The organism is Gottfriedia sp. S16(2024) (genome assembly GCF_050473765.1).
Lineage (GTDB): Bacteria > Bacillota > Bacilli > Bacillales > Bacillaceae_G > Gottfriedia.
The window spans coordinates 2,822,659-2,842,316 of the sequence record NZ_JBFLUO010000001.1 but is presented as its reverse complement, the minus strand read 5'-3'; the positions used below and the strand labels follow the sequence as shown (position 1 = coordinate 2,842,316).

The 19,658-nt window shown below is 30.7% G+C and carries 18 protein-coding genes and 2 pseudogenes; 5 read left to right on the top strand and 15 right to left on the bottom strand.

Features of this window, described 5'->3' with window-relative positions:
* Positions 1-44: 44 nt before the first annotated feature.
* The 6 genes from AB1282_RS13220 to AB1282_RS13195 all read right to left on the bottom strand — a co-directional run bounded on the left by AB1282_RS13220 (position 45) and on the right by AB1282_RS13195 (position 5,514).
* Positions 45-782 (bottom strand): GntR family transcriptional regulator, encoded by a 738-nt coding sequence (locus tag AB1282_RS13220; RefSeq protein ID WP_056474164.1) that lies wholly within the window; start codon positions 780-782, stop codon positions 45-47.
* A complete protein-coding gene (gene nagB, locus AB1282_RS13215) occupies positions 782-1,492 on the bottom strand; it encodes a glucosamine-6-phosphate deaminase (protein WP_429899308.1) in 711 nt (236 codons plus the stop codon). Before nagB ends, AB1282_RS13220 begins: the two co-directional genes overlap by 1 nt.
* The gene (nagA, locus tag AB1282_RS13210; protein WP_056474160.1) at positions 1,489-2,625 is read right to left on the bottom strand and encodes an N-acetylglucosamine-6-phosphate deacetylase; all 1,137 of its coding nucleotides are present in this window, start codon (positions 2,623-2,625) and stop codon (positions 1,489-1,491) included. Before nagA ends, nagB begins: the two co-directional genes overlap by 4 nt.
* 249 nt (positions 2,626-2,874) lie before the next feature.
* Entirely contained in the window at positions 2,875-3,762 is an 888-nt protein-coding gene (locus AB1282_RS13205) for a ComEC/Rec2 family competence protein (RefSeq protein ID WP_056474157.1), read from the bottom strand.
* Positions 3,763-3,953: 191 nt separating this feature from the next.
* Complete coding sequence (locus AB1282_RS13200; protein WP_429899306.1) at positions 3,954-4,775, bottom strand: HAD family hydrolase; 822 nt, start codon at positions 4,773-4,775, stop codon at positions 3,954-3,956.
* 10 nt (positions 4,776-4,785) lie between these two features.
* Positions 4,786-5,514, bottom strand: coding sequence for a hypothetical protein (locus AB1282_RS13195; protein ID WP_056474156.1), 729 nt, complete (start codon positions 5,512-5,514; stop codon positions 4,786-4,788).
* 293 nt (positions 5,515-5,807) lie between these two features.
* On the opposite strand from AB1282_RS13195, the gene deoD reads away from it, so the two are divergent.
* Both deoD and AB1282_RS13185 read left to right on the top strand, forming a co-directional pair.
* The gene (gene deoD / locus AB1282_RS13190) at positions 5,808-6,512 is read left to right on the top strand and encodes a purine-nucleoside phosphorylase (RefSeq protein WP_429899304.1); all 705 of its coding nucleotides are present in this window, start codon (positions 5,808-5,810) and stop codon (positions 6,510-6,512) included.
* A 388-nt stretch (positions 6,513-6,900) separates the two neighbouring features.
* Positions 6,901-7,314 (top strand): disulfide oxidoreductase, encoded by a 414-nt coding sequence (locus AB1282_RS13185; protein ID WP_056474150.1) that lies wholly within the window; start codon positions 6,901-6,903, stop codon positions 7,312-7,314.
* Here AB1282_RS13185 and AB1282_RS13180 read toward each other — a convergent pair.
* Positions 7,311-8,159 carry a DUF72 domain-containing protein gene (locus AB1282_RS13180; RefSeq protein ID WP_056474145.1) on the bottom strand — a complete coding sequence of 283 codons (849 nt, stop codon included), beginning with the start codon at positions 8,157-8,159 and terminating at the stop codon, positions 7,311-7,313. The genes AB1282_RS13185 and AB1282_RS13180 overlap by 4 nt on opposite strands.
* Positions 8,160-8,285: 126 nt before the next feature.
* Here AB1282_RS13180 and AB1282_RS13175 point away from each other — a divergent pair, with 126 nt between their 5' ends.
* A complete protein-coding gene (locus AB1282_RS13175; RefSeq protein WP_429899302.1) occupies positions 8,286-9,509 on the top strand; it encodes a two-component system sensor histidine kinase NtrB in 1,224 nt (407 codons plus the stop codon).
* Between the two features lie 48 nt (positions 9,510-9,557).
* Here AB1282_RS13175 and AB1282_RS13170 read toward each other — a convergent pair whose 3' ends face one another.
* From AB1282_RS13170 to AB1282_RS13140, 7 genes and pseudogenes are all read right to left on the bottom strand, one after another.
* Positions 9,558-10,526, bottom strand: coding sequence for a quinone oxidoreductase family protein (locus tag AB1282_RS13170; protein ID WP_429899300.1), 969 nt, complete (start codon positions 10,524-10,526; stop codon positions 9,558-9,560).
* Positions 10,527-10,544: 18 nt separating this feature from the next.
* Entirely contained in the window at positions 10,545-11,513 is a 969-nt protein-coding gene (gene nrdF / locus AB1282_RS13165; RefSeq protein WP_335414307.1) for a class 1b ribonucleoside-diphosphate reductase subunit beta, read from the bottom strand.
* 159 nt (positions 11,514-11,672) lie between these two features.
* Positions 11,673-12,629: pseudogene (locus AB1282_RS13160) on the bottom strand (ribonucleotide-diphosphate reductase subunit alpha); the annotation flags it as partial.
* Between the two features lie 467 nt (positions 12,630-13,096).
* Positions 13,097-14,224 (bottom strand): annotated as a pseudogene (locus AB1282_RS13155) (ribonucleotide reductase N-terminal alpha domain-containing protein); the annotation flags it as partial.
* Positions 14,211-14,570 carry a class Ib ribonucleoside-diphosphate reductase assembly flavoprotein NrdI gene (nrdI, locus tag AB1282_RS13150; RefSeq protein WP_056474136.1) on the bottom strand — a complete coding sequence of 120 codons (360 nt, stop codon included), beginning with the start codon at positions 14,568-14,570 and terminating at the stop codon, positions 14,211-14,213. The pseudogene AB1282_RS13155 and the gene nrdI, both read right to left, overlap by 14 nt.
* Before the next feature lie 358 nt (positions 14,571-14,928).
* Entirely contained in the window at positions 14,929-15,123 is a 195-nt protein-coding gene (locus AB1282_RS13145; RefSeq protein ID WP_056474133.1) for a hypothetical protein, read from the bottom strand.
* An 80-nt stretch (positions 15,124-15,203) separates the two neighbouring features.
* Positions 15,204-15,512 (bottom strand): spore germination protein GerW family protein, encoded by a 309-nt coding sequence (locus AB1282_RS13140; protein ID WP_056474132.1) that lies wholly within the window; start codon positions 15,510-15,512, stop codon positions 15,204-15,206.
* A gap of 175 nt (positions 15,513-15,687) precedes the next feature.
* Between AB1282_RS13140 and AB1282_RS13135 the strand changes: the two genes are divergently transcribed.
* Positions 15,688-15,873, top strand: coding sequence for a YkvS family protein (locus AB1282_RS13135; RefSeq protein WP_056474129.1), 186 nt, complete (start codon positions 15,688-15,690; stop codon positions 15,871-15,873).
* 214 nt (positions 15,874-16,087) lie between these two features.
* Here the strand turns inward: AB1282_RS13135 and AB1282_RS13130 are convergent, their stop codons facing one another.
* Positions 16,088-16,198 carry a DUF6254 family protein gene (locus AB1282_RS13130; protein WP_220270703.1) on the bottom strand — a complete coding sequence of 37 codons (111 nt, stop codon included), beginning with the start codon at positions 16,196-16,198 and terminating at the stop codon, positions 16,088-16,090.
* A gap of 251 nt (positions 16,199-16,449) precedes the next feature.
* On the opposite strand from AB1282_RS13130, the gene AB1282_RS13125 reads away from it, so the two are divergent.
* The gene (locus AB1282_RS13125; RefSeq protein WP_429899297.1) at positions 16,450-19,527 is read left to right on the top strand and encodes an efflux RND transporter permease subunit; all 3,078 of its coding nucleotides are present in this window, start codon (positions 16,450-16,452) and stop codon (positions 19,525-19,527) included.
* The last annotated feature ends 131 nt before the right edge of the window (positions 19,528-19,658 follow it).

Sequence of the window (19,658 nt, the reverse complement as noted above, 5' to 3'; positions counted from 1 at the left end):
CACCCTTTTTCTTTGAAAAAAGAGTGCTTAAATAAGCACCCTTTTTAACGGTCAATATCAATTGTAAAACGATAGCGATCAGCTCGGTAAATACAGCTTACATATTCAAGTGGTATACCCTCATTAATAAACGTTACTTGATGTAGTTCTAATGCAGGAGAATCCTCCGCTACTTCAAGAATTAATGAATCTTTTTCTGTCATTAAAGATGCTTTAATCCATTTTGTAGCTTTTTGAATTGAATAACCTAATGTAACTTCAAAATATTCATATAAAGAATGATTCAATGCTTTTTCATCAATTCGATTTACTAATTTTTTTGGTAGATAAGTTGTTTCGATTGCAATGGGATGATCATTTGCTAAACGACATCTTTCAATTTTAAAAATTTCAGATCCACTTTCAATTGATAATACTTCCGCTAAATATTCATCAGCTTCGATCGTTGAAAAGCCAAGTAGTTTATTAGTAGGGGTCAATCCTATAGATGTAATATCCTCAGAAAAACTCCTTAATGATTTTAGTGATTCTTCAACTTCAATTCCATCTTTTACAGATACAAATGTACCAATTCCACGTTTCCGACTTATTAATGATTCTTTTACAAGATTGTTTAATGCTTGTCTTATTGTCATTCTGCTTACATTTAACATCTCACTCAATGTTTGCTCAGAGGGAATTCGCTCACCAGGTTTCCATTCTCCTGAGTTAATTTTTAGCTTTAAAATCTCTTGTATTTGAAAATAAATCGGTAACGGTGAATTTTTATCTAGTTTTAACATTATTTATTACAAAGTGAGCATGCTTCTTCATCAACAACAATTGTTACGTTATTGTGGTTTTGTAGTGCAGTAGCAGGACAGTTAATATCTAATTTTCCATTTAACATTTCTTTAACTGCTTCAGCCTTTTTGCTGCCTGAAGCTACTAAAATGATTTCTTTAGCTCTCATAATTGAACCAATTCCCATAGTTACTGCATGTGTAGGGACATCTTCTTCGTTATCAAAATAAATTTTATTTGCGTTACGAGTTGATTCTGTAAGCTCTACAATATGAGTAGGTGTATCAAATGGTGTACCTGGCTCATTAAAAGCAATATGACCATTCTCACCTATTCCTAATAATTGTAAATCTACAGGATGCTTTTGTAGTAATTCTTCATAATTTTTACAAGCTTCTTCTAAATCTTTTGTATTTCCATTTGGTAAATGGTTTTCTTTAAAATTTAAGTGGTTAAAAAGTTGTTCTGCCATATAAGTGTGGTAGCTTGTTTGATCATCTTCTGCAAGACCTACATATTCATCAAGATTTACCGTAATGACGTTTGACACATCTGGTTTATGGATACGGAAAAGTTCATAAATACCTAGGGGAGATCCACCTGTCGCTAATCCTAATGTGAATTCTGCTTTCCCTTCAAATGCCTTTACCATTTTTTCATATGCTACTTTTGAAATTTCTTCTGCATTTTTTACTACGATTACGTTCATAAAGTCACCTCATCTATATTTTTACCTTGTCTAGTTGTATCAATAACGAAGAAATCAGGAGTCATTTGCACAAAATCAGCGTCTTTACCTGCTTCTAATGCGCCTTTATGTTTAAGACCAAATTCTTCAGCTTGGTTTATTGATGTCATTTGTACTGCTTCTTCAGGACTACAGCCAGTAAATGCCATAATGTTTCTGAATGCATCATCCATTTTTAAAATACTACCTGCAAGCGTTCCGTCTTCTAATCTTGCACTTTTATTTTTTACAAATACAGGTTGTCCACCTAATTCATATTTGCCGTCCTCTAACCCTTTTGCTCTCATCGCATCAGTAATAACACTTATTTTTTTAGCACCTTTTAGGCGATAAGCAAGTTTTACCATATCAGGATGAATATGAATTCCATCAGGTATCATTTCGACCATTACTCGGTCATCAAGTAATACATGTCCAACTGTTCCTGCTTCACGATGATGCATTGGTCTCATTTGGTTATACAAATGTGTAGCGTGGAAAATATTTCTACCTTCAAAATCTGATCTGATCGCATCAGAGTGACCTACTGTACCAACTACATTAGTCCGCTCTAGCTCTTTTTCTAATTCTTTTGCACCTTCAACCTCTGGCGCATAAGTAACTAATTTGATTAGTCCTCCAGAAGCTTCTTGCCATTCTTTAAATAGTTCAACCTCAGGGTTAATAATGTATTCTAATGGTTGTGCACCAGCTTTATTTTTATTAACAAACGGTCCTTCTAAATGAATATATTCAAAATGAGCACCGAGCTTTTTAGCCTCTTTTAAAGATTTTAAAGCATTTTTAATATTTTCTTTGGATTGTGTCATTGTAGTTGGGAAGAAAGTTGTTACCCCTTCCTTCATCATTTCTTTACTCATAGTTACCATTGAATTTGGATCAGCATCCATTGCATCGACATCATATGCTCCATGTATATGGATATCAATCATTCCAGGAATAATAACTGTTCCTTTTCCATCAATTATTTCTTCACCTTCATTTTCGTAACTATTCATATGCCCAACAGAAGAAATTTTTTCATCGTATCGAATATAACCAGTTTCAATTACTTCTGTACCTGTGTAAATTTTTACATTAATAATTGATTTCATTTACTCTCCTCTTTCCTTTGCTTAAGAAGTCTTCGCCAATACTCCAATATAGAAAGTAGTGTTTACTTAATCATCATTCACATTCATTTATAAGTACCTTGATTTCTTCATAACTATTTTATGATATATACTCCTAGTTGTCTATACTACTTATAAGCAATTAACAAAAACGTCACAAATAATGACGGAATTATATATTCTTTAAATCCCTTATACCCCTAAAAAAGTAGAAGTATTGGTTCTTGTCCTTCATGGATCTACCAATACTTCTTCTTTTTCGATATATAATTTATGACCATTTGTTGCTAATTCGATATCTCCGAATTGGTCTGTTGTAAATTGTTTAATTCCTAGGTGATTTAACCGCTTCATTACTGACCGATGTGGATGACCAAATAAGTTAAATTTATCATATGAAAGGATTGCGACTGTAGGATTTACAGCAAATAAAAACGCTTCTGAAGTTGATGTTGATGATCCATGATGCGGAATTTTTAGTACTTGAGCATTGATATTCTCATTTTTAATTAATCTTTGTTCGGCTTTTCTTTCAATATCTCCGGTTAATAGAATTGAAATGTCAGCATACTTAACTTTCAATACGATTGAACTATTATTATTCGTATACGATTTTTTCCCGCTATTTAAAACTGTGATATCTACATTGGGGTCAAGCATTATTTTTTCATCTAGCTTTGCAATACTAATTGGAATATTCTTCTGATATGCTTCTTTCTTATATAAATAATAAGAATGTGAATTATATTTTTTCCCACTATCTAGGATTTTTGTTATCTTAACACTATTCATCACTTTTAATAACCCACCAATATGATCAATATCTGGATGTGTACTGACTAATAGATCGATCGCATTTATATGTAGTCGTCTAAGTTTTTTTATAACGACTCCACCATGTTCAACGTCTCCTCCATCGATCAGTACTGTTTTACCATTTGGTAAAATCATAACCATGCTATCTCCTTGACCTACATCAAAAAAATAAATTAATAATGGGTGAGTAATATAGCCGTAATTTGTAGTTCTTGCTTCACTATTTATGTTATGACTAAAAAAAGCAGTAAAAAAAATAAAGATAGAAAATATGAGAGAGTATCGTTTTCGATTTTTGTTCATTCCCACTTCCTCCTAACATTATTTTCTCATAGCAAATTCAAAAGTATGTATGATGCCCATAAAATTAAGTTGGAAAATAGAGTATACTTCAAATTGGAATTGTAATTCAAATCGGTGATAAAGATCAGCCCACTATCATTAAAAATGCACAAGAAAAAACTGTAAGCAATTTTCGCTTACAGTTTTTAAATTTACTCAAATACTTCCTCTAGTTTTTTTACAACTAATAGGGAATCACTAACTTGCATAGTCGTTTGATTTGTAATGTATACTCCGTGCATACCTAATTTTAAAGCAGGAGAAATTTCATTAATAAAATTATCACCGATCGACACAATTTCATTTGGCATAACATTGAACTTATTCATTATACTTTTAAAATGGTTTTCGGTTTCTAACGGCTTCTTTCCATCAGTAATTTCAAGATGAAATAATTCGTTTAAATTAAGTAACTTCAATAATCTAGTTACATCTTCACGATCAGAGTTTGTTAACAATACTAATTTTTTAGAATCCTTAACTTTTTCTAAAGCCTCTTTTAAACCTTTTATATAAGGAATACTAAACTCTTTTGTTGCCATATACTCTTTTGTTTTATCATAACAGTGAAATACATCCTTTGCACCGTAGTGATAGCTTGCTACTAAAGGAATCCACCAACCATCTCCTACTGGAATAAAAGGTAATTCATAATTAATTTTTTCAATATAATCCGCTGGAAGTTCATCTTTAGATAGTAGCTGCCCTTCCCAAGTGAATATTTGAATCGGCATCAATGTAATTGGATCTAATGATATGATTAAATCATTTTCAGAGTCATATATTTTTCCAATTGTTAATGCATGGTCATAATCTTTTATTTTTTTATAATCGCTTAAAAAAGAATCACGTTTTTCTGGACTTATTTCATTAGCTAGTAATTTAGCATAGTAATCGTAGTGCTCAGTACCATCATACAAAGTACCATCTAAATCAAAAACTAATACTTTTGAATTCATTAATAAATTGTGCATTTCCTACTCCTTAGCTGTCTTTGTCTTTTACGTCTAAAATAAAATCAAATGATTTTTGATCATCATTTAATTTAAATTCATAAAATATTTTATACATACCTGCTTCAGGTAAATCAAGTTCATAGTTTACTTTTGAATGATTATTAGGATTACTAATTAGCTTAAAATATGTACCTTCTTCATTCATAATATAAAATTGCTGATCTGTAAATTTGGAACGTTTTTTAAACTGATCAAAATCAAATGTAATTTTACTCTTAGTTTTTGGAAGAATTGAAGTATAAAGTAGCGAAACTCTGTAATCATCTGTCTTTTTCGTTAAAATTGCTGTCGGAAATACTTCATCAGTTTTGTCCTTTTGTTTTTGGAAAATCTTTGTATCAAGCGTTTGATTATTTAAAAATAGACTAACATAATATGGAGTGTCTTTCTTAAAGGAATACTTGAATGTAAATTGATTATCTCCATTATATACAGGTTCAATGACTTTATAAGAATTTAATTGATCTGTCGTAATAAATAGTCTAATTTTTTCACGTTGTAACACATTCAAAGTTCTAGAAGATACGATTACTTCTTGTGAGGTTTTTTTAGTCGTAAGATTCCATTTTACCTTTTCAACTTTAATGTGGCTAACCTGGCTACCACTTGATAATATACTATGATTAACTAAGCGATTGCTAATTAATAGAATAATTAATATAGCTATACATAGAGCTGCAATAAAACGAAATTTCATAGATCATTCTCCCTTAAATAGTTAAATAATTTTTAGTTATTTCAAGAAAGCTGAATTTCTAATTGTAAACTCTTTCATTATCTTATCACCTGTGCAATAATTAAAATTCGCCATAAATTATCTGTATTGGTTAATTTTGTCTATGAATATTTCTATATTTATTATGTACTACGTCCATCTTACTTTTTCCTTTAAGTAGCGATACAAATAAGAATGTTTTTTATTTAAATGTAGAAACTATCATACTGATAATCGATGGGCTATTTACCTACAGTTTTAAGGAGGATCATTAAATGAGTATACATATTGGTGCCGAACAAGGTGCAATTGCTGATAAAATTTTATTACCTGGTGACCCATTAAGAGCTAAATATATCGCAGAAACATTTTTAGAGGATGTTGTTTGCTATAATGATGTTCGTGGAATGCTTGGTTTTACTGGTACATATAAAGGCCAAAGAATTTCCGTTCAAGGTACTGGAATGGGAATACCTTCAATTGGTATTTATGTAAATGAACTGATTAGTAGTTATGGTGTAAAAACTTTGATTCGCGTTGGTACATGTGGTGGACTTCAAAAGGATGTAAAACTTCGTGATGTCATTATTGCGATGACGACTTGTACAGATTCAAATATGAATCGTCAAACATTCCCTGGTTTCGATTATTCTCCATGTGCTAGCTTTGATTTATTAAAGAAAGCATATGATGGAGCAGTGAATAAAGGGTTAAATGTTAAAGTAGGTAATATTTTAACTTCAGATATTTTCTACCGAGATAGTATGGACATGTATCAAAAGTTAGGTGATTACGGAGTTCTTGCTGTAGAAATGGAAACTACTGCATTATATACACTCGCAGCGAAACATAATGTAGATGCACTTACTGTCTTAACTGTAAGTGATCATATCTTCACTGGTGAAGAAACATCTGCTCAAGAAAGACAAACTACTTTCAATGACATGATTGTTATTGCTTTAGATGCAGCAATCTCTTAATAGATCTTAAAAAAAAACCTGGGATACTGATCTCAGGTTTTTTCAGTGTGTTGAAATATGAATGAGGAAATTTTGAAAACTAGAACACTAAGTGAATAATTTATTGAAAAAGTTGAGTTTTGTTTGAATCGGTAAGTTGTACCTTTCTCTATTTCTTCATGAATAATGGTCCTGCTTGCAAATTTCTAATTATTATTAAAGATCTGCTTTTTTAATTGAACTTCTATTTATTGAATTCTTAGTCTAAGGGTTTAATTAACATGATTAATATTGATAACTAAAATTTAAATTTCTAAAAAATTAGCGACCTAATGACGTTTTAATAACACTTTACATCCAATCAAAGGTACAATAGCAATATCGAAAATCAAATTAAGGATGGTAAGGAATGAAGAAACAGCAATCAATTTTATTTTTCACCTGGATTGTAAGTATTATTGCAACACTAGGTAGTTTATCATTTTCAATTATTAATCATTGGACACCATGTTCATTATGCTGGTATCAGCGAATTTTTATGTACCCGATCGTTTTTATTATTGGAATCGCTTTTTATAAAAATAAAATAAAAGATGTAATTTATGTTTTACCTTTATCATTAATAGGTATGTGTATTTCAATCTATCATATTTTAATTCAAAAAGTTCCCGCACTGAAGGAAACAGCAACGCAGTGTGGTCCGGTCCCTTGTACTGGAGATTATTTAAATTGGTTTGGATTCATTACAATTCCAATGTTAGCATTTGTTGCATTCCTACTTATTAATATTTGCTGCATAACTCTTTTACGAAAATCAAATTAAAATAATTCAAGCTGCTCGGTAGAAGATGGTCCAAATTCAATACCTAGCAGCTTCATTAATTGTTTTGCATTATCCGCTGCATCTCCACCAGAATTATTATTAAACAGTATACAAATTTCTTTTGTGTTTTTTGATAACTGCTCAATTCTTTCTACCCATTCGTATAATTCCTCTTCATTATATCGGTATAAATAACGTACTTCACGCCAATTATCTTGTCCATTGTGATTCCATCCATATATATTTCGACCATGGAACCGGATTAAAGTTAATTTCGGATTTGTCGGATGTAACACGATTGGTATGCTACCATTACCTGCTTGTGGCTCATCACAAATTGAATGAATCCATCCTTCATCCTCCATAAACTTCAAAGTTTGATCATAAAAACTCGGATAAAACCAAGTCTGATTTCGAAATTCTAAAATTGCAGGAAGTCCTTTAAGTTTACTTTTCAAGGTTCTTAATATTTCAACATTTTCTTTTTTACAATTAAACCATGGTGGAAACTGAAATAAGATCCCTTTTAACTTATTCGCTTCAATTAAAGGCTGAATAGATTCCAAAAATGGCGTCAACAGTAAAATTTGCTCCTCTTTCGAATAATTTTGCCTTGAATGGCCAGTAATTCCACCATATGCTTTAACGATAAATGAAAAGTCAGCAGTTGTTTGATTTACCCATTTTTGATAGTTTGATTGTGGCATAATACTATAATAGGAAGAATCAATTTCAACAATTGGAAAATGCATACAATATTGTCTCAATTTTTTTGAAGAGTGAATCCGATCAGGGTATAAACTATCATGATCGCCCCACCCTGTAACTCCAATTTTAATTTCCATACTTCTCTCCCATTAGTTCTTTCATTACTAATTAATTATTTCTAATTTTCATTAAAATAAACGAATTAGTTTGATATAATGACTACAGTATAATCTTATTTTAGTAGAAATTGGAGTATAGTGTAAATGATTAACGGGACAGTACAAGAACTAAAAAATAAAATTACCGAACTAGAAGAAAAAGTAAAATCGTATGAAACAATTTTAAATACAATAACTTCCGAATCTATATTTTCAAATGAAACTCGTGAATTATCTAATTCGAATCATTTAACTAGAAATACAACTTTATATCATACAAATAATGATACAATTCCATTACATACTAAATTTTCTAACTTTTTATCTAATAGTAGAAGAACTTTGCAATCGATCTACGATGCATTACCGCACCATATATTATTTATAGATAAAGATGGTATCATTACGCTATACAATCAGCAAGTTGCAATTGATTTTAAAATTACTAAATGCGAATTAATCGGACGACATATTAGAGAATTATTAAAAATAGAGGATAAAGAAATTTGTTTATTACAAACACTTTATTCAGGCGAAGAATTTTATAATAAGGAAATTTTAAATATTAATTATGGCATTATCAATACTCACATCATCCGTGATTTAAATGGAGAAATTTCAAGAGTAATTGGTGTTTTTCATAATTTAAACGAGGCAAGAGATTCTGAAAAGCTAGCATTGTCAGGTAGAATTGCTGCAGGTATAGCACATGAAGTCCGCAATCCACTTACAACTGTTAGAGGTTATTTGCAATTCTTGCAAGAAGAAGCTCCACCTAGGTATAAGCAATTGTTTAATGATTTATTGATTCCAGAATTAGATCGAGCAAATGGAATTATTACAGACTTTTTATCGATAACAAAGAATGCGAACTATAAACCAGAGCCAATTAATATTAATGATTTTTTATCAAATCACATAAAACAGCTATTATTTAGCGAGACCGTTTTAAATAATGTTAAAATTGAATATTACCTATCTGAGGAATTAATAGGAGCACATATTTTCTTTGATAAAAACCAACTTGTCCAAGTAATTTTAAATTTATTTCATAATGCACTAGATGCAAAAAAAGAAGGTCAGCTTAAAATTATCATTGCAACTCATATTGATAAAGATTTTATTTATATTGCAGTAAAAGATGATGGATCTGGAATTCCACCTTCAGATTTACCATATATATTTGATCCGTTTTTCTCAACTAAAGATGACGGTACTGGACTAGGTTTATCTCTAACTAAAAAACTGATTCAAAATCATAACGGGACCATTTCTGCAATAAGCGGTAATAATGGAACTACTTTTACGATTACATTACCAATTAAATAGCTTTATTCATAAAAAAAGACCAAAACATCAAAGTTTTGGTCTTTTTTATTAAACAGATAATATGATTTTTCCAGTTGATTTTCTACTTTCTAATAGATCATGTGCAAGCTTACCATCTTTTAAAGGAAACACAGTAGGTTGTTGTACGATTAATTGTTTCGTTGCAATCCAATTAAATAGCTCGCTACTTCTACGTAGTCTCTCTTCTTTCGAAATTAGTACATTCCACAAGTCTCCACCAGTTAGCGTTTTTGAAGTATCCATTAACATTCTTGGATCAATATGAACTGGATCCCCTCCAGCCATTCCATAAAATACAACTGTACCGTGAACTTTTGTTGCTTCAAAGCTATCCATTATTGTAGAGCCCACTGATTCATATACAACATCTACACCATTTTTTTCGTTTGTAAACTCTTTTATTTGTGAAACCCAATTATCAGTATATAAAAATACTTCTTTCGCACCGATTGATAAAGCTTTTTCTCTTTTTTCTTGTGATGAGGTTAAGCCGATTACCTCTCCACCTTTTAAAAGAATCATTTGAGTCAATAATTGGCCAACACCACCTGCAACTGCATGAACAAGTGCAACATCACCTGCTTTTATTTTATAACTATCATTAATTAAATAATGTGCAGTTAACCCTTGTAGCATAATAGACGCAGCAATTTCAAAGTTAATTTCATCTGGTATTGGTACAATATGCGATTCCATTGCAGCAACATACTCTGCATTCGAAAAAGGAACATCTGCAAACGCTACGCGATCTCCTACTTTATAGTCTTTTACATCAGAACCGACTTCGGTAATGATTCCAGAGCCTTCATAACCTAGAATATATGGAGGTTCACCTGCTAAATGATAATTTCCTTTACGACGATAAATATCTGCAAAATTAACCCCTACAGCCTTCATTTCAACTAATACTTCATCGTTTGAAATTTTAGGTGTTGCTATTTCTTCGTATTTTAATACGTCTGATTGACCAAATTCTCTAAAAACAAGTGCTTTCATTTACATACTTCCTTACATTTAAAATTCAAAGACAAAATCTTCATCTGTTAATTTTTCCACTGTAACTGCTTTTACATACCCATTACCTTTAACAGAGAAGAAATCATGATTTTTAGTATCCGTTTTTAAACCATTTAATACAATTGGATTAATATCTTCTTCATCAAAATAAGAATCAAATCCTAAGTTCATTAACGCTTTGTTTGCATTATATCGAATAAATTTATTAACTTCATCTACTAAACCAATTGAAGAATAAATTTCTTCTGTGTATTGTAACTCAATTTCATATAATTGAACTAATAATGACATTGTTTCATTGTAAAGTCGAGTTTTTTGTTCATCAGTAAATTGGTCATAAATTTGTTGCGCTAATAGTCCTACAAAAACACCATGAATACTTTCATCACGTAAAATTAGATTAATAATCTCTCCACTAGCAGTCATTTTACCTTGACCAGCTAAGTATAACGGGAAGAAAAATCCACTATAAAATAAGTAACTTTCTAAAAATACACTTGCAACCATTGCCATATATAACTCTTCATCCGAAACATCACGCTTTAATAGATTTAAATAATAAGAAGAAATTAATTCCGATTTTTTAGTTAAAATTGGATGCTCGTCTACCCATTTAAACAAATCTTCAATTTCATCTTCAGTAGCAAGAGTTGTAAAAATATGCGAATAGCTTTTCGCATGTACTTCTTCCATCGCACCCATAAATGCTAGTACACTTTTAGCTTGTAAATTTTTAAGATGAACTAAGATTAAAGGCATACCTTCTCCGCCTTGCTTAGTATCTAATAATGTTAGACCACCTAAAACCTTTTTAAATGCCGATTGCTCCTCTTTTGATAATGTATTCCAAGTATTTTTATCAGAAGAAACGACAATCTCTTCTTCAGTCCAAAACTGCGATAGATTTTGCTTCCAAAATACTAAACTAAAATCATCTTCTTTTTTATTCCAGTTAACAGCTTTCATTTATATTTCCCCCTAATCATAAAGAAAGCTCGATGATATAGAACAATATGCATAAAGCATTCTATATTCGAGCTTTTCATTTTAGATCATCAAGTAATTTATTTAGATTCAGGTTTAGATTATTCAACTCTTTATATACTAAAGTTCAATACTACTTTTTTATACTGAACAACTAATGCATTCTTCTACACTCAATTTACGAGTACGTGTGTAATATAAACTCTTTAATCCCTTTTTATTAGCATAAATATAGTATCTAGCAAGCTCTCGCGTTGAGATATCACTGTTTACATATAAAATTGTACTAATACCTTGATCGACATGCTGCTGAATTTCAGCAATTAAGTCAATTAACTTAAATTGGTTAATATCATATGCCGATTTATAATACCAGAAACTATTTTTTGATAAATATGGCATTGGATAATAAGTTGTTGAATTTGCGTAAGTTCTAGACTCTATAACATTTACAATCGGCATAACCGATGAAGTAGCATTTTGAATGTAGCTAATTGATTGAGTAGGTGCGATTGCTAAACGATAGCTGTTATATAATCCATACGCTTGTACTTGCTTACTTAATGTGACCCAGTCAAATTCATTCGGGATATAGATTCCATTAAATAATTCCTTTACTTTGTCTGTTTTAGGTTCAAATGATTTTGAAGTATACTTTTCAAAATAAGTACCTTTAGCATATTCACTCTTTTCAAAATCCTTAAACGTTTTACCAGTTTCTTTAGCAATTAGCATACTTTTTTCAATAGAATAAAAGTTTACCATCATAAAGAAAGTATTCGCAAAATCTTTAGCTTCAACACTTTCATATGAAATTCCATTTTTCGCTAAAAACCCATGCAAATTCATTGCACCTAGACCAACAGAATGAAGTTCTTCATTTGCCTTTTTAACTGTAGGTGCATTCTCTATTTCCGTCATATCTGTTACAGCTGTTAATGCCTCAATTCCAACATGTACAGATTCTCTGATCGCTTTATTTTCCATTACATTTACAATATTTAATGATCCTAAATTACAATTCACATCACGTTTAATCGCATCTTCTTCACCATAGTTATTGATGACTGATGTTTCTTGTAGTTGGAAAATTTCTGTCTCATATATTCAATCAGGCCCGCTACAACCTAACCCGTTCTCTTATGAACTGCTACATGTCACCATGCAGGATAGACTATATCATCACCTTCAGCTCAACCTGGTAAGGTGCTCTGCTTTTCCACTCGCTTCGAGTGTACTCTACTCGCTTCTTCACTGGAGTTTTTCATCCAGCTATGCTTTCGATAGTCGTTAGGCATTTACTTATCTTAATCTTTCAGAAAGTCTCTTATAGGTAGGAAATTTATTGCGACCTTGTCTCCTGATTGGGTTTCTTTAGACATTCCTAAATATTGTGCTACATTTTGATTAATGAATTAACACTTAATACCTATAAGACACTTACTCTAAATAGTTTAGATTAACGAATTAAGATAAGATTTAGCACGGTAGATTACCTATTATAAGGCTTCTCCCGTTTAACAGAGTTTTCGACTAGAATTTCTTCTAGAAGGTGCTAGCTATTAACACAAATTAGACATTTTAATTTCGCCAATATCCTTCAATGCATGCTGCTGATTAGCATTACTCTTATACATCAAATATGGATAACCAGATTCTAACTGAATCGCAGCAATTTTTACTAAAAGATCTCGAGCATTTAAGTCTAGCTTTTTCTTTTTAATACGCTCATTATTTACTAACTCTTCATATCTTTCATCTATATCAAAGTCATCTAAATGAATTCCATATTCTTTATACACTGTATATGGTGCGAATACGTAGAATGGTTCATTTTTTTCTGCTAGTTCAAAGAATTTATTTGGAACTATTAAACCGATTGATAGTGATTGAATTCTACTTTTCTCATCAGCATTGATTTTTTTTGTATCAAGAAATTCAACTACGTCCCAGTGGAAAATATTTAAATAGGTTGCACCAGCACCTTTACGTTGTCCAAGCTGGTTAGCATATGAAAATGAATCTTCTAATAGCTTCATAACAGGAACAACACCACTTGCAGCGTTATCAATTTCCTTAATTTGCTCTCCACGAGCTCTAAGTTTTGATAGATTTAATGCAACACCACCGCCTATTTTTGACAGTTGCATTGCCGTATTAATTTGAAATCCTATTGAATTTAAACTATCGTCCATTTCTAATAAGAAACATGACACCAATTCGCCTCTTCTACTTCTTCCAGCATTTAAGAAAGTTGGAGTAGCTGGCTGATAGTTTTGTTGAATCATCATTTTTGCTAATTTCAATGCTTTTTCAATATTACCTCTTCCTAAATATAGTGCAACGATCGCAATTCGATCCTCATATCCTTCTAAATAATGCTTTCCATCATTTGTTTTTAATGCGTAATCTTTAAAGAATTTTGATGCGGCCATATATGATTGAAAAGTAAATCCTGCATTGTATACTAACTCATATAATTTTTCTATTTCATCAAAGGAGTAATCCATCTCAACATTATAATAGTAGTTTTCTTGAATCATATAGTTTAAGCGTTCTTTTAATGAAGAAAACTGAATCTTTTTATCTTCAACTTCTTTCAAGAAACAAAGAAGCGCTTCTTTATCTTTTGCGAGATCAAAAAAACCATCTTTTTTAATCGTCAATTCATTATTCAGCTCAATATGTCTCAAGCTTTTCCACTCCCTCAATAAAATATTGTACATCTCGACTTGTCCCTGACAGTTCAAACTTTGATAACACTGGAACTTGATAGTCTGATGCTATTTTATCTGCACTTGCTGCAAAAGAATCTCCCCAGTTTTTATTACCACTTGCACTGACTGCTTTTAAATACTTTGAATTACTCTCCAAAAAAGTACTTACGTTTTCAGGTACGTTACCAAATCCTGTAGTATAGGTTACGAGAATATACGGTACTTCAATTGTTAGTCCATCTTTTATTTGGATTGACGGCATTCTAACTTTATTGACAAATCGCTTAACATTGCCAGTCATTGAACTGTAAACTATCACCATATTATCACCCTCGTTAATATGTAAGAATATTGAAAATACTTATATTATATACCTACATATTGTATTACCTTTTTAGAACAAACACAACATATAGGTACTGAATTTAGAAAATAAACATTTCGACAATATGTCTCGAAATAAAACAATATATGAAATTTAACAAATTATGGAGAAGAGTGCAATAAAGTGTAAAACAATTTTTTTGTCAAATGAGGTCATAACATTTTCACAAAAAAAGTACTCATTAAGACCTTGCGAAATAAGAAAAAAAGCTAAAAAAACTTTTTTTTTTCGCAAACTTTTAATGAGTACTCGATTAAAATAATATTATTTTGACTTTAGATTTTAACAAAAATTGTTAACTTCTAGCTTCTTCTAAGTAAGTATAAATTGCATGGCCACCATGCTGTGCAATCCCACGAAAGTGCTTAAAGTCCTCTCGATTAACAATTATTTGTCTAAATGTTAAAAAATCATCTTTTGTAACACTAATTTCTGATATCTCACCTTTTACTAGCTGATCAATCAAATTGATAAATTCATTTTGTTCCATACTATCACCCTTTATTATTTTGATCGCCACAAGAAATAAACTTCAAACCTTACATTAACAAAGAATGTACTTAATGGAAACTAAATAGTTACATCAAGGATTTTTTCCGTAACAGCTAAATTCATATTTTTATTATTTACTAAAATTACTTCACTTTTTCCATCTTTTAAAACTAAGAATGCTTTAGGAATTACTTCTACTCCAGTTCCGATACTCGCAAACTCGTATGATGAATGTGCTTCACCTAGCGCTAAAATCATTTCAAAAAATGGTACTAAAATAATTTTTTCAAAATATAAAATCGGATCACCTATAAGAGTATTACTACTAACCAAATTTTTAATTTCATTTGAAATTTCTACTTCAAACTCTTCAAACCATTCTTTCAACAAACTAACCTCCTGAAAGTGCTACAACCATTTTTGCCTTTCAAAAGGTTTTTAAACATAATTTCTTATGAAAAAAGACAAAATTGTAAAAAAATTTAAATTTTCTCTTTACCTTTAAACCGTTTTCATGCATTATAGAAGGTGTCAAGTCAAAACTTTGTTAGGAGATATGCTCATGAAAATTGCAGAAGCAGGAAATATCATTGAGTTTAAACAGGGATTGAAAGGTAGAGTACAAAAAGTAAATAAAAATTCTGTCATTGTTGACATATCCATAATGGAAAACTTCAGAGATTTAGAAATGGAACCGCTAACAGTCGTAAACCATAAAAATTATAAAATACTAAAAACAGCTGAATAGTTTAATAATAGTAATATCAGCTTATATTCATATTTTAAAAGGTTCGAACTACATAAATTTCAATTCTATTAAAATTTTATTAGAATTCTTTACCAAATCAGTCTCAGGTCCCGTGTATATCACGGGACTTTTTTTTATGATTACAAATGATAATGTGATAAGTAATGATCACGATAAAAATCTAGTACCATTCACTCTTTAGTAAAGGAGATGGCTATTTTGTTTCTTTGTCCAATTCTTTAAACGATTTTACTTTATCATGTGGCTGTTGGTTCGACTTTCTTTCATTCCAAAATCGTTCCTTTTCTTTTTTTGATTTTGTCATTTTCTTTCCTCCTAAAATTAATCAATTTCTTGCCATCTTATCATTTCACAAAAAATGAAAATCTATGTTAATTATTTTTAGAAGGATTGAGCAAGAAAATCGTATAAAACGTTTAGATCTTTTTCTTTTTTTTTTAAAAGAGTTGAAATGAACATGTTTTTTCTCCAGAGAAATAACGCCGTCTAAAGATTGAAAATTCGGATTATATTTTTTTATCACTTTATCACTATACATAGGAAGGAAGGTAATAAATGAACTTTTTAACAAAGTTTAGTTTAAAAAACTCTGTAGCAATTTTTATTATTTCGTTTTTATTAATAGTTGGAGGACTATATTCGTATTCAAAATTAAAAGTTGAAGAGCTTCCAAATATCGAATTTCCAGCTATTTCTGTTCAAGTTGTTTACCCTGGTACAGCACCAGATGATATAAATGAGCAGATTACAACAAAACTTGAAAATTCATTTAAATCAATTGAAGGAATTAAGACAATTTCAAGTTCTTCTTTCGAAAGCGTTTCTGTAATTAATGTAGAATTTCCATTTAATACGGATATGGATAAAGTTGAACAACAAATTAACACGACATTAAAGGATGCTGGATTACCTGAAAATGTATCAACAAAAGTAGACCGTTTTTCGTTTGGATCATTCCCTATTTATTACATTTCAATGTTTTCAAAAGATGGTTCAAATATCGAAACAACTTTAAATGACGAAATTGTACCAGCTTTAAATAAAATTGAAGGCGTAAACAGCGTTTCGATCGGTGGAGGAAAATCAACTTCATTATCAATCGAAGTTGATAAGCAAAAAATTGCAAACTTAGGTCTTTCATTAACAAGTATAAAAGATCAAATTAATGCAAAATTCCTATCCTTCCCGGCTGGAAAAATAAATGATGGCGATATTAAAATTCCAATTCGTGTTGAAGAAAAATTAGATACACTTCAGAAACTAAAGGATTTAGAATTACAACCTGCATCTTTTACTTCTACTACACCAAATCAAAATGCTCAAACTCCAAAAGTTTTTTTGGGAGATATCGCTAAAATTGAATCAGTAGACTCTAAAGATGAATTAATTCGTTATAATGACAATGATGCTATATCAATGGCAATAACGAAAAAACAAGATGCAAATACAGTTGAAGTAGCTGACAAAGTAATAAAGGTACTAGATAAGCATAAAAATGAAATTTCATATAAAGTGGGTTATAGTTCTGCTGAAGGTGTAAAGTCATCTGTTGAATCTTTAATTAAAGAAGGCTTATTAGGCGCAATATTTGCCTCATTAGCAGTATTGATTTTCTTACGTAACTTCAGAGCTACATTTATTGCTATTATATCAATACCTTTATCATTATTAATTACATCGATTTTCTTACTTAAATTAGATATAACGCTAAATATTATGACCCTAGGTGGTATGGCAGTTGCAGTAGGACGTGTAGTTGACGATAGTATCGTTGTAATTGAAAATATTTTCCGAAGAATACGTAAATCTAAAGAAGGCATTTCAAATCATTTAATTTTATCTTCTACAAAAGAAATATTAAAAGCAGTCACATCTTCTACTATTACTACTATTGTAGTTTTCTTACCTTTAGGTGTTGTCGGTGGATTTACTAGTAAAATATTCCTACCATTTGCTTTAACAATTGTTTTTTCCTTACTAGCTTCATTGTTAGTTTCGATTACAATCGTACCAATTTTAGGTCGCTATGCTTTTAAGAAAGTGCCACCTGAAGAAAAAGAAGATAAAATTCAAGTTTGGTACGGTAATGTGATCGAAAAATCATTAAATCGCAAATGGATTGTTATTGTACTAGCTATTGTATTACTTGCAGGTTCTTTCTCTTTAGTAGGTAGACTTGGGTTCACATTTATTCCAAATGAATCTTCACGATCAATCATTGCTTCATTAGAACTGCCATCATCAACATCATTAGAAAAAACAAATGAAGTTTCATTAAAAATGGAAAAGATGTTCTTAAATATGAAGCAAGTTAAAGAAGTTTCTACTGGCGTTGGTAGCCGTGACTTTATGACTGGACTAAAAACTGAGAATAAAGCTAGCTATTTTATTAATTTAAAACAAAGTGCAGATGTTGATCAATTCATTAAAGATACAAAAAGTAAAATGGAGAAAGTAGCAACATCTGAAGTTCAAGGTGCTAAAGTAGGATTACAAGAAAACTCATCTGGTGGTCCACCATCAAATAATAACGTGGACATCAATTTATATTCTAATAACTTAGTTGCACTACAAGAAAGTGCAAAAAAAGTTGAAGACTATATGAAAAAGAACGACCACCTAAAATATGTTACGAATAATTTCGCAGAAAAACAAAAACAAGTTATTGTTTCAGTTGATGAGAAAAAAGTTTCTGAAAATGGACTTTCCGCTGGGATGATCTTAGGTTTAGTTGCTGACCAAACAAATCCAGTCAATATGGGAACATTAAAAATTGATGGTAAAGATCAAAATGTGCAATTAACTTACAATAAAGAACTCCAATCTGTAGAGGATATTAAAAATATTAAATTGTTTGGTAAATTAGGACCAATCAAATTATCAGATGTAGCCCAAGTTAAAGCAGTTGAAACATATTCAGCAATTCAAAAATTAGATGGTAAAGTATTTGCTAAGGTTTCTGCTCAAATAAAAGGAAAAGACATTGCAAAAGTAACAAATGAAGTAATCAATGATGTAAAAAAAGATGTAGACTTGCCAACTGATGTAACTTTAAAAGGTGGTGGCGGTAGTGATGATACTACTCAAACATTTAAAGATCTAGGTGTTGCAATGGGAGTTGCAATCGGATTAGTTTATTTAACCATGTTAATTACTTTTGGCAAAGCTCGAATTCCATTTATTATTTTATCTGCATTAGTATTTGTACCAATCGGTTCATTTGTTGCACTATTCCTAGCTGGCGAACCGCTCTCAATTAGTGTAATGATTGGTTTACTAATGTTAATTGGAATCGTAACAACAAATGCAATCGTACTTGTCGATCGAATCGGACAAAATTTAGAACAAAAACGATTACCTCTTCGCCAAGCAATCATCGAGGGAGGTAAAACACGTCTAAGACCTATATTAATGACCGCATTTGCTACAATAGCTGCTTTACTACCTTTAGCATTAACAAAGTCAAGTGGTACACTTATTTCGAAAGGATTAGCTATTACAGTAATTGGTGGTTTAACTTCATCAACATTATTAACGCTAGTATTTATTCCGGTTGTATATGAACTGTTCTTTTCTAAGAAAACAAAGAAGCATGCTAAGTCTGAAGATACTGCTAAGGTAGTTAATAATTAAATTTGTTAAACAGTAAAAGAGAAAGGTAATAATCCTTTCTCTTTTTTGTGTTTTTAAATATTTCTACTAGATTTTCTTTTGATTTGATTTTTTCTGCAAAATTTTATTAGTATTTTTGCAATTAATTCAAT